The 10,844-nt window shown below is 66.8% G+C and carries 12 protein-coding genes; 3 read left to right on the top strand and 9 right to left on the bottom strand.

Annotated features, from left to right (window positions below):
* Positions 1–272 precede the first annotated feature (272 nt).
* From parE to phbB, 7 genes are all read right to left on the bottom strand, one after another.
* Positions 273–2,297, bottom strand: coding sequence for a DNA topoisomerase IV subunit B (gene parE / locus AC0IW9_RS22780; protein ID WP_471650598.1), 2,025 nt, complete (start codon positions 2,295–2,297; stop codon positions 273–275).
* Positions 2,298–2,404: 107 nt separating this feature from the next.
* Positions 2,405–2,950, bottom strand: coding sequence for a DNA starvation/stationary phase protection protein Dps (dps, locus tag AC0IW9_RS22775; protein ID WP_471650597.1), 546 nt, complete (start codon positions 2,948–2,950; stop codon positions 2,405–2,407).
* 147 nt (positions 2,951–3,097) lie between these two features.
* Entirely contained in the window at positions 3,098–4,711 is a 1,614-nt protein-coding gene (locus AC0IW9_RS22770; RefSeq protein WP_471650596.1) for an MFS transporter, read from the bottom strand.
* Positions 4,712–4,809: 98 nt separating this feature from the next.
* Entirely contained in the window at positions 4,810–5,421 is a 612-nt protein-coding gene (locus AC0IW9_RS22765) for a GDSL-type esterase/lipase family protein (protein ID WP_471650595.1), read from the bottom strand.
* Positions 5,418–5,804 (bottom strand): carboxymuconolactone decarboxylase family protein, encoded by a 387-nt coding sequence (locus tag AC0IW9_RS22760; protein WP_471650594.1) that lies wholly within the window; start codon positions 5,802–5,804, stop codon positions 5,418–5,420. Before AC0IW9_RS22760 ends, AC0IW9_RS22765 begins: the two co-directional genes overlap by 4 nt.
* Positions 5,804–6,457 (bottom strand): YciI family protein, encoded by a 654-nt coding sequence (locus tag AC0IW9_RS22755; protein ID WP_471650593.1) that lies wholly within the window; start codon positions 6,455–6,457, stop codon positions 5,804–5,806. Before AC0IW9_RS22755 ends, AC0IW9_RS22760 begins: the two co-directional genes overlap by 1 nt.
* Before the next feature lie 332 nt (positions 6,458–6,789).
* Positions 6,790–7,512 (bottom strand): acetoacetyl-CoA reductase, encoded by a 723-nt coding sequence (phbB, locus tag AC0IW9_RS22750; RefSeq protein ID WP_471650592.1) that lies wholly within the window; start codon positions 7,510–7,512, stop codon positions 6,790–6,792.
* A 277-nt stretch (positions 7,513–7,789) separates the two neighbouring features.
* Here phbB and AC0IW9_RS22745 point away from each other — a divergent pair, with 277 nt between their 5' ends.
* The 3 genes from AC0IW9_RS22745 (at position 7,790) to AC0IW9_RS22735 (ending at position 9,488) form a co-directional block, all read left to right on the top strand.
* Positions 7,790–8,680, top strand: coding sequence for a Bug family tripartite tricarboxylate transporter substrate binding protein (locus AC0IW9_RS22745; RefSeq protein ID WP_471650591.1), 891 nt, complete (start codon positions 7,790–7,792; stop codon positions 8,678–8,680).
* Between the two features lie 80 nt (positions 8,681–8,760).
* Positions 8,761–9,249 (top strand): cupin domain-containing protein, encoded by a 489-nt coding sequence (locus AC0IW9_RS22740; protein ID WP_471650590.1) that lies wholly within the window; start codon positions 8,761–8,763, stop codon positions 9,247–9,249.
* Positions 9,250–9,335: 86 nt separating this feature from the next.
* Positions 9,336–9,488 (top strand): hypothetical protein, encoded by a 153-nt coding sequence (locus AC0IW9_RS22735; RefSeq protein ID WP_471650589.1) that lies wholly within the window; start codon positions 9,336–9,338, stop codon positions 9,486–9,488.
* Between the two features lie 3 nt (positions 9,489–9,491).
* Here AC0IW9_RS22735 and AC0IW9_RS22730 read toward each other — a convergent pair whose 3' ends face one another.
* Both AC0IW9_RS22730 and AC0IW9_RS22725 read right to left on the bottom strand, forming a co-directional pair.
* A complete protein-coding gene (locus tag AC0IW9_RS22730) occupies positions 9,492–10,265 on the bottom strand; it encodes a DUF3750 domain-containing protein (RefSeq protein WP_471650600.1) in 774 nt (257 codons plus the stop codon).
* A gap of 48 nt (positions 10,266–10,313) precedes the next feature.
* Positions 10,314–10,823, bottom strand: coding sequence for a glycine zipper family protein (locus AC0IW9_RS22725; RefSeq protein WP_471650588.1), 510 nt, complete (start codon positions 10,821–10,823; stop codon positions 10,314–10,316).
* Positions 10,824–10,844: the final 21 nt, after the last annotated feature.

The raw sequence follows: 10,844 nt of genomic DNA, 5'->3' as shown, positions 1-10,844 counted from the left end.
CTTCACCTCGTCGCCTTCGTCTGCCTCATGCTCAAACAGGCCGCGCTACTGAACGGAGGTTCATAACAGCCTCTAGGGAGAAAATGGTACTGCTGGCCGCTGTCGACCAGCCAATCGCCTATAATCATTCCTTGTTTTCAATCAACTGGGCCGGCTTCACCAGCCGGCGCGGCAACCGCAGCCGGGCCTACAAAACGATGCTCTATAGGTCGGGCGGACTTGGTGCAGCAGCCCATCGCCCTCTCCCGCAGCGCTGAGAAGCGCGGCGGGGGTCAGACGTCGACCTCCGCCGCATCCAGCTTCGCCGCATTCTCCTGGATGAATTTGAAGCGCAATTCGGGGCGGCGGCCCATCAGCGCCTCCATCAGCTCGGCAGTGCGGACCCGGTCCTCGGGCGGCAGCACAACCTTCAGCAGGGTGCGGCGCTTCGGGTCCATGGTGGTCTCCTTCAGCGCCGCCGGGGGCATCTCGCCGAGGCCCTTGAAGCGGCTGACCTCGACCTTCTGACTCGGCTTGAAGTCGCGCCTGAGGATGCGGGCGCGGTCGGCGTCGTCCTGGGCGTAGATCGACTTGCCGCCGTGCTGGAGGCGGAACAGCGGCGGCTGCGCCAAGTGCAGCCGGCCCTGGACCACCAGCTCGCGCAGCTCCTTGTAGAAGAAGGTCATCAGCAGGGCGGCGATATGGGCGCCATCGACATCGGCATCGGTCATGATGACGACGCGGCCGTAGCGCAACCGGGCGAGGTCGAAGCGGTCGCCGGCGCCGCAGCCCAGCGCCTCGACCAAGTCCTTCAGCTCCTGGTTGCCGCGCAGCTTGTCGGCGGAGGCACTGGCGACGTTGAGGATCTTGCCGCGCAGCGGCAGCACGGCCTGGGTTTCGCGGTCGCGCGCCTGCTTGGCGGAGCCGCCGGCGCTGTCGCCCTCGACCAGGAAGAGCTCGGTGCCCTCGATCCCCTCGCGCGAGCAATCGGCCAGCTTGCCGGGCAGCCGCAGCTTGCGGGTCGCCGACTTGCGCGGGGTATCCTTCATCTCGCGGCGGCGAATGCGGTCCTCGGCGCGCTCGATCGCCCAGGCTAGCAGGTTGCCGGCAGTGGTCGGGTCGCCCGCCAGCCAATGGTCGAAATGGTCGCGCAGCGCGGCTTCCACCAGCCGGGCGGCTTCCGGGCTGGTCAGCTTCTCTTTGGTCTGGCCCTGGAATTGCGGATCGCGGACGAAGACGCTGAGCATGCCGGCAAGGCCGCCGAAGATATCCTCCGCGGTGACGGTCGCAGCGCGTTTGTCCTTCTTCAGTTCGCCATAGGCGCGCAAGCCCTTGACGAGCGCGGCACGCAGCCCTGCTTCATGCGTGCCGCCCTGGCTGGTCGGGATGGTATTAGCATAGGTGCTAAGGAAGCCGTCGCCCTGTTCCAGCCAGGTGACCGCCCACTCACAACGGCCAGCGCGATCTGGGAAGGCCGCTTCCCCCACATAGGGGGCGGGGACCACTTGGCCGCGGCCCTCAATGGCGGTGCCGAGGAAATCGGCCAGGCCGCCAGGGAAGTGAAGGATGGCGCTGGCCGGGGTATCGCCGCCGGCAAGCGAGGGGTCGCAGGCCCAGCGGATCTCAACGCCGCGGTAGAGATAGGCTTTGGAGCGGCAGAGCTTGTGCAACCGGGCGGCGGAGAATTCGAGATTGCCGAAAATCTCCGGGTCCGGCTTGAAGCGAATTGTGGTGCCGCGGCGGTTGTGAATCGGCCCGGCATTCTTCAGCTTGCCCAACGGCTTGCCGCGTGAATAGGCCTGGGTGAAGAGAGTGCGGTCGCGGGCGACCTCCACCTCCATCCTCTCGGCCAGGGCATTGACCACGGAGGAGCCGACGCCGTGCAGGCCGCCTGAGGTCTCATAGGCCTTGCCCGAGAATTTGCCGCCCGAGTGGAGGGTGGTGAAGATCACCTCCAGCGCGGAGAGCTTGGGAAATTTCGGATGCGGGTCGGTCGGGATGCCGCGGCCATTGTCCCGCACGGTCAGCCAATTGCCGGCCTCCAGCGTCACCTCGATGCGGTCGGCATGGCCGGCAACAGCCTCGTCCATCGCATTGTCGAGGATTTCCGCGGCCAGGTGATGCAGTGCCGTGTCGTCGGTGCCGCCGATATACATGCCAGGGCGGCGGCGGACGGGCTCCAACCCCTCCAGCACCTCGATGTCTTTGGCGGAGTAGGAGGCTGTAGCATCGAAAGCAGATGCGGATGCCTTGGTGGGTGTGATCTTGGGGGCGGATGCCTTCGCGCCGGGGCGGCCGCCGCCAAACAGGTCGTTCATGTCTTGTTCCCCTGATCACGCCAAGATAGCCGCCAGGGCGGGTTCATACAACAAGGGCGGCGAGTCGCCTCGCCGCCCATTTTAGCCTCAAAACAATGTCGGTCGCGTCAGGCAACAGTGTCCGACGGCAGGTGGGCTTCCAGCATCCACAGCATCTTGTCGGTGGCGCGGGACTTCTCGGTCAGCAGGTCCGCGGTATCCGCGTCGCCCGCCTCATCGGTGGTGTCGATGCCCTCGCGCAGGGCCTTGGCCACCATGCCGTAGCGATCGGCCAGCAGCTTCACATGCTCCATCCCGGCATAGACGTCAGTCGGGTAGGGCGGCAGGCGGGTGCTGGAAGCGAGCGTCTGGGTCACGCCGATGGCGGTGCCGCCGAGCTGGACGATGCGCTCTGCCAAGTCATCGGTGTCGACGTGCAGGGCGTTGTAGAATTCCTCGAAGAGCTTGTGCAGCTCACCGAAGTGGGGGCCTTTCACGTTCCAATGCGCCTGGCGGGTGGCGTTGTAGAGGTCGATGCCATCGACCAGGCAGGCCTGTAGCACCCCGATGGACACCTGCTTCGCATTGCTCGGCACATCATTGCGGGTGGTCATGGACTTCGCGGCTTTCGCCATGAGGTACTCCTCCGTCGATATGATCGCGTCATGTGGCATCCCCGCGCCCGGGTTCATCCCCCCGATGCGCGATTGCTGCCATGCCGCAGCGCAGAGACACCGCACTTGGCGCATGACAAACCCGTGCGCGGCAAATTTCTACCCCTGACGCGTGACATATGGGCGCCATGTCGGGCGGCTCGTCCGTCAGGGATTCACGTTGAGGAAACGGGCCGCCTCCGGCACTGCCTCAGCCCGGTGCAGGGCCGCGGCGCGAGCCAGGGCGGCACGGTCCCAATCGGTGCGGCGAGTCTCCTCCCGCAAATGTTCCGTCCAATTGTCCACCGTCCAGAGTTCAACCCAAAGGTCGGGTTGAGCGATGTCCTCATAGAGTCCCCATGTGCCGGCTCCAGACCGTAGTCGGACCCGCCGCACTTCCTGCATGGCGGCGAGGAAGGCGGGGCGCTCAGCCGGATCGATGCGATAACGGACGACTTCCATCACCCGACCGGAGGCTTCGCCTAGCATGCCGCGTAGTTCCGGCGCCGGGGCGGCTGGCTTGGGGACCGGGTTGGCATCGGGCTGTGAGTCGCTCAGCGCCACGCTGTCGATCCGCCAGCCGCGAACCAGGACGGCACCGATGGCGCAGCCTGCAGCGGCCACGCCAAGGGCAAGAGGCACGCTGAAGCTTCCGCCAACCCAGCCCGAAAGCGCCGAGCCCAGGGCCATGACGCCGAAAAAGCTGAGCTGATAGATGGCGATGGCCCGCGCCCGGACCCAGCCGGGAGCGGCCAGCTGGGCCGAGGCCGAGAGGGTGCTACCGGCCGCGATCCAGGCAGCGCCGTAGAAAAGCATCCCAAGCGCCGCCGGCGCCCAATGGTGCGAGACTGCCAGGATGCCCATCGCCACGGCGGCGAGGATGGAGGCCCAGAATACCGTCCCGCTGCGGTCCAGCCGGCCGCGCAGTGCCGGCAGGGCAAAGCCGGCACCGACCGCCGAAAGTCCCATCACGCCCAGCATCAGGCCAAAGGCCTGCGGGCCGAGGCCGAGCTGCTGGCGGACGAAGAGCGGCAGCAGCCCCCAGACCGCGGCGGTGAAAAGAAAGAAGGCGCAGGCGCGGAGAATGGCGGCGCGCATCGCCGGGCTGGCCGAAACGAAGCGGAGCCCCGCCCGCATGGCCGAGATCAGGTGCTCCTTCGGCATCCGGCTCGGCGCCTCGGACCGCTTCCAGAACAGCAGCGCCAGGATCAGCACCAGGAAGGCGACGGCATTGAGGGCGAAGGCGGCCTCTGGCCCGGCGGCGGCAATGGCAAAGCCGCCGAAGGCGGGGCCGAGGGCGCGGGCCAGGTTGAAGCCGATGCCGTTCAGGGCAATCGCACCGACCAGATCCTCCCGCGGGACCAACTCATTGGTGGTGGCGGCCCAGGCGGGAAAGTTCATCGCGCTGCCGGCGCCGATGGCGAAGGTGAGTGCCAGCAGGCCCCAGGGACCGATCGAGCCGGTCCAGGTCAGCACCGCCAACAGCAACGCCATCAGCAGGATCCAGGCCTGGGCGCCGATGAGGAAAAGCCGGCGGTCCACGATATCCGCCAGGGCGCCCGCCGGCAGGGCGAGCATGAAGACCGGCAGCATGGTGGCGGCCTGCACCAGCCCGACCATGAAGGGGGAGGGGGAAAGGCTGGTCATCAGCCAGCCGGCGCCGGTGTTCTGCATCCAGCCGCCGATGTTGCTGGCCAAGGTCGCCAGCCAGAGGGTGCGGAAGACGGCATGGCGAAGCGGTGCGAAGGCACGTGGCAGCGGCAGGGAGCGGAGCAGGGGCATGGGCGGACATACGCATGCCGGCCCCTCAGCCGAAAGCGAAACCGACATGACGACGCCCTGGAATCGAATTCTCCGATCCGCCAGGGCGGTGCGGGACCTCAGCCGCCGCTCAGGCGACGCCAGGGTTGCCAGGCATCGACCAGCGCGGCCATCGCGGCATAGCCGGCGGCATCGGGATGGACCCCATCGCCCCGGGCCGCCCCGGCGCGCCAGGCATGGATCGCCGCAAGCGCTGCATGCAGCGGCAGGAAGGGCACCCCCAGCGCCTCCGCCACCGCGCCGAGTTCGGGTGAAAGAGCGGCGACGCGGGCATCCTGCACCGCGTCGTGCAGGGCAGGGGGTGGACCGAGCATGAGGGTTGGCCAGCGGGCGGCGGACCAACCAAGCAAAGCGCCGGCATTGTCGAGTGTCGCCTCAGGCGGCACCCGTGGCATGCCATCCTCAAAGGTCGTGTCATTAACGCCGAAGCAGAAGACGACGGCATGGGCATCGCCACCGGCGGCGAGCAGCCTAGCCAGCACCTCGGCTTCCGCCCGGCGGCGGATATCGGCGCTGGTATCGCGGCGAACGCCTAGGTTGTAGGCGGTCAGCGCCACGCCACGATGCCAGGCGGCGGCGGTGACCCGGCCAACCCAGCCGAGCGCGGTCTCGTCGCCGGCGCCGGCGGTGAAGCTATCGCCGACAAAGCAGATGCGCAGGTCCTGGGTCACTCGAATTGCGGGTCGATAGGTACACGGAGGGCTTCGGCCAGCCGGTTGGTCTCGGCGGCCATGCCGACGATGGCGATCAACTCGCCGTACTCGGCATCGGTCATGCCCTTGGCGCGGGCGGCGGCGGTATGGCTGGCGGTGCAATAGGCGCAACCGCTGGTCATCGAGGCGGCGATGTAGAGCAACTCCTTTACCAAGGGGTTCAGCACCCCTGGGGCCATGACCTGGCTGAGGCTTTCCCAGGTCCGCTTCAGGCTGGGCGGGTCGATCGCCAGGGCCTTCCAGAAGTTGTTCACGTCGGTAGTCCCGCGCGCCGCCATGATGGCATCGAAGACGGCCTGAGCCTCGGGCGCCGCATCGGCGTATTCGATCAGGCGAACCATCAGGCAGCCTGCCCCGGTAGCGCCGGATAAGGCTGCGCGCCAATGCGCCAACGTTCGATGCGGATGTCCTGCCAGACGCCCTCGGTGACATAGGGCTCGGCGGCCAGCCATTCCCGCACCGCATCCTCGTCCGGCAAGGCAAGGGCAATGATGGAGCCGACCATGCTGCCGTCCGGCGAATCGAGGAGCGCCCCACCCAGCCGCAGCCGCCCAGCTGCCACCTCCGGCCCAATGCGGACGAGATGGCGTGGTCGTGCTGCTTGGCGCCGTTGCGGCGCTTCGGCATCGGTGCCGTCGCGGGCGGTGACGGCATAGGCGAAGAGTGGCCCGGCCTCGCCACCCGGACGGCCTGGCTGCGGGGCCCAGGGCATCGGCGCGATGCGGAAGGGCAGCACTTCGACACGGGCCCAGACGCCTTTGGCGACAAAGGGCTCCTGCTCCAGGTAGGTTTCCATGTCGGCTTGCGCCGGCACCTCGAAGACCTGCAGCGATCCGGCGGTTGAACCATCCGGCCGCAGCCTCGGCCCCGACATCAACAATCGCCCAGCGGCGGCGTTGCGATGGATACTGGCAAGATGCGGCTCCCGTGCTGCCTCCCGCCGGGTGGCAGCGTCTGCATCCTCTCCGTCATGGCCAATCAGCACGAAACCCATCTGAGCCTCCAAGGGTAGCATGCCGCGGCGTGGCCCGGCTGACTACCGCCAGGGTCGCTGGATCATCCAGGGCTTCCGGGTTCCACCCGCTGGCATTAGCGGCTTGTTCGGTGGCCGAGGCATATCGACGCTACGGCGATCGCCGGAAATGTCAGAACCGGTGTTGTGCTTACCGCTCATCGCCTTTGTCTCCGGCCTTGCGAAGCAGCAGCAGAACGGCATAGGCAGGACAGTATTCCACTATTGCCGGACCGCCCGGCTGATTCCGTAGCCGGGCCGATTTTATTGAGCCATTTCTGGTGAGACAGTTTGCAGCGGCCCCGATGCCGGCGTCAGTACATGTGCTGGCCACCATTGATCGACAGGGTCGACCCGGTGATGAAATCAGCATCATCAGCAGTGAGGAAGACGACACCGCGGGCGATGTCCTGCGCGGTGCCGAGCCGGCCGCGCGGAATGCGGGCGATGATCTTCTCCAGAACGTCGGGCGGCACGGCGCGCACCATTTCCGTGTCGACATAGCCGGGGGCAATGGCATTGACGGTGATGGAGGTCCGGGCGCCTTCCTGGGCCAGGGCTTTGGTGAAGCCGTGGATGCCGGATTTGGCGGCCGCGTAGTTGACCTGGCCATATTGCCCGGCTTGACCGTTGATGCTGCCGATATTGACGATGCGGCCAAACTTCCGCGCGGTCATGCCGTCCCAAACCAGCTTCGCCATGTTGTAGCAACTGCCGAGGTTGGTATCGATGACACTGTCCCACATCTCGCGCGACATGCGCTTCATTGTGCCGTCGCGGGTAATGCCGGCGTTGTTGACCAGGATGTCGATCGGGCCGACTTCTGCCTCGATCTTCTGCACAGCGGCGGTGCAGGCGGCATAGTCGGAGACGTCGAATTTGTAGCAGGGAATCCCGGTCTGCTCGGTGAAGGCGGCGGCGGCGGCGTCATTGCCAGCGTAGCTGGCGACCACGGTGCGGCCGGCGGCCTTGAGCGCTTCGCTGATGGCCGCGCCGATGCCGCGCTGTCCCCCGGTGACCAATGCGACTCGTGCCATGATGCGCCCTCCCTTTATGGTTCGCAGACCTAGGTCAACCTGGATCGCGCCGCGGGATCAAGCGCGAAAGCGGCGGCGGCGGCTTTGCGTGGGATCAAGTGGATACGGGTTGCGTTGCAGCATGGTGGTCGCTACCGGCTGCTGCGCCGCACCATTTCTGGAGTTCGCCATGCCGCCCCTCCCGCCCACCCGTCGCAGCTTGATGCTTGGCTTTGGTGCGGGGTTGCTTGTCCCCGCCTTGGGCGCCCGTTCCGCCTTGGCACAGGCGCAGCGGGCAATGACCATCGTCGTTCCCTATGCTGCGGGCGGTGGCACTGATATCACCGCCCGGGAATTCGCGCAGGTCTTCGCGCCGGAACTTGGTGGCCAGACCGTGGTGATCGACAACCGCGGTGGCGCGGCGGGGCATGTCGGGTCGGTCAGCGTGGCACGGTCGCGGCCGGATGCGACGACGCTGCTCTTCGCCGTATCGACCAATATCGTGGTGAATCCGCATCTGCAGAAGGGCGACCGCCTAGACCTGGCGGCGGCGCTGCAGCCGGTGGCGCAGGTATCCTCCTATCAGTACCTGCTGGTGGTGCATCCGGATGTGCCGGCGCGCAACTTGCAGGAGCTATTGGCCTATATCCGCCGGCAGCCACCTGGCGACCTGACCTATTCCTCGGGCGGTGTCGGCAATGCGAACCATCTGGCCGGCGTGCTGTTCTCCGAGGCGTCGGGTGTGCAGATGGAGCATGTGCCCTATCGCGGCACGGCGCCGGCGCTGTTGGACGTGGTGGCGAGACGGGTGACCATGAATTTCTCCTCCCCCCCGCCGGCTCTGGCCCTGGTCCGGGAAGGAAAGCTGCGGGCAATTGCGGTGACTGGGGAGAAACGTATCGCAGCACTGCCGGAGGTTCCGACCCTGACCGAGGCGGGGCTGCCAGGTGCGGTCATCACCGGCTGGCATGGCGTCTTCGCCCCCATCGGGGTTCCGGCTGACGTTATGGACCGGCTGGAAGCCGCCGCCCGTCGCGCTGTCGCCACGCCGAAATTCCTCGAACGGCTGGAGCATGACGGGCTGGAGCTGGCGCCGGTCCGGCCGCGTGCCGAATTTGCCGCGGCGGTGCAGCAGGAGTCCGCGTTCTGGGCGCGCAAGGTGCGCGAGCTGGACCTGAAGCTGGAATAGCCCGGAACCCGCCGCCGCTCCGGCGTTGACGCCCTGAAGGGCCCGGACCGGCGCCCGAGTAATAGCAAGGGATATCGGGGATGGATGCGGCAAGGCTGGAACTGATGGCGAAGGATGTGGCGGCAGCGCCGGTCGAGATCCCCGGCGCGACCGGTGGGCGCTTCCTGATCCAGTTGTTGAACGAGGATACGGAGCGCGGCGTCGTCACCAGCATCATCCATCTGCCAGCAGGTGGACGCATCCCGGCGCATCTGCACCGCGCAGGGTCTGAAATGCATTACGTCCTCGAAGGCGACCTGATCGATGCCGGGCGCGAATTCGGGATCGGCGCTTTCCTGACCCATGCTGCCGGCACCCTGCATGGGCCGCATGAAAGCCGGGGTGGCGCTCGAGTCCTGACAGTGCAGCAATGGCAGTCCCGCGACGGGGCGTTCGATTTCCATTTTGCTGAGGAGCCAAATACCTCATCCACGGCTGCACCGTCCGGTGGCACTGCCGCGGCCGCGCTACCCCCTGACCCGACCGCGCCCGACGCCAAAACCCGCGATGCTGAGGCAGGCACGGGCTGATTGTCGCGGGTAACGAAGGCGGAAGGGTTTTTCGGTAACATTCTGGGGCCGGACGTCGCCGGTGATCCGCCCGAGGATATCCGATCGTGCCGCAGCCCATCGTCGAGGACTTTGCCGCCGTTCATGCCCGCATGCTCGCCATGCGCGCAAAACGAGCCATTCCTCCTTCGGCACCCGCAGCGCCGCAAGATTTTTACGGCTGGCTGATGAGCGGCAACCTTTGGTTGCCCAACTCTTGAACTTCAACCGTTTTCTGGCAGAGCCCGTGCTTCCGCTGTTACGGCTGGCAGACCCAGCCGGCCGAGGCCGGGCAGTTTGATCGCCGGCCGCCTCAGGTCGAGGCCGGCGACGGCACCGAGAAAATTGACCTCAAGCCCCTCCACCCAGCCAAGGGTCAACCCGGCATAGCCGCCCAGCGTCAATCGGATACCCGTCGCCGTGCGACGCAGCCAGCGGCCGTCGTACGGGAAATCCTTGCCGATGGCGGTCGGCGGCAAGGCGGCGCCAATCTCCGGCACCGAATCCAGCACTGCAGCGACGAAGGTATTGGAATTGGGGCCGGGCCAGGGCCGGTAGTCGCCGCGGTTGCGCCAAGCATAGCCCTCGATGGCATCTCGCATGCGTGGGATCAGCACCGCAGCCTCAGGTCCATCGGCGGCGTAAACCACTTCCGGCGTGCGGCCGAACCAGCGCCCGTCCGGCTCAAAGCCATTCATGCGGATCGGCTCCCCCCAGGCGGTATAGTCGTAGCGGGTATAACGATCGGCGCCTTCCGGCTTGAAGACGATCCAGCAATGCACGGCGAAGATGCCGCGCCACCGCACCGTCTGCGCCGCGAAGACCCGGACGACAGCGCCGGGGTGCTGGCGAGCCTGGGGCAGCAACCCGATGCTCGACCGGTCCGCGACCTGCCAGCCGGCACCACCACCACTGGTCTGGTAGAGCACGGCTGAGATAGCCAGGGGGAACAGGAACAGCAGGACGAAAAGCAGCAGCGCAAGTTTGGGGAAGGACATCACCGAACGTAGATTGGCCTTCTGACTAGCGCTGCCAAGCCATCCAGCTTACCAGCGACGACCGTGCCAGCCCCAGCCACGGCCGTAGTAACCGCGCCCACCGTAGAAGCCGAGCGAGACGCTGGGACCCCAGTAATAAGGATAGGCTGGATAGGCATAAGGCACGGCATATCCATAGGCGGGCACGCTATAGGCAACGGGCGGAGCCTGCGGCGCGGCGATGGTATTGCCAGCGCTGGACATGCACTGGGCGTAAGCGACGTCATAGCGTTCCTGCAGCCCGGCACCGCTGGCCTGCGCATTATTGGCGCCGATGGCGGAGCCGGTCAGCAGGCCCGCGCCGGCACCCACCGCCGCACCCGCGCCTGCCGCACCGCCAACCGAGCCGATCAGTGCACCAGCCGCGGCGCCGAGGGCGGTGCCGATCGCGGCGCTGCCGACGGCAGCCTGATTTGCCGCCTGGGTCGGGCTGCCGCCACCAATTTGGGCCTGGGCAAAATTGCGGCAGTTGGCTTCCTCACCTTGGAACTGCGCCATGTCCTTGCCCTTCGCCGGCATCGCATAGATCGAGGGGCCGGT

The organism is Belnapia sp. AC561, from assembly GCF_979252845.1.
Note: the sequence above shows the minus strand (reverse complement) of the source record. Positions and strands in the feature narration are given on the sequence as shown.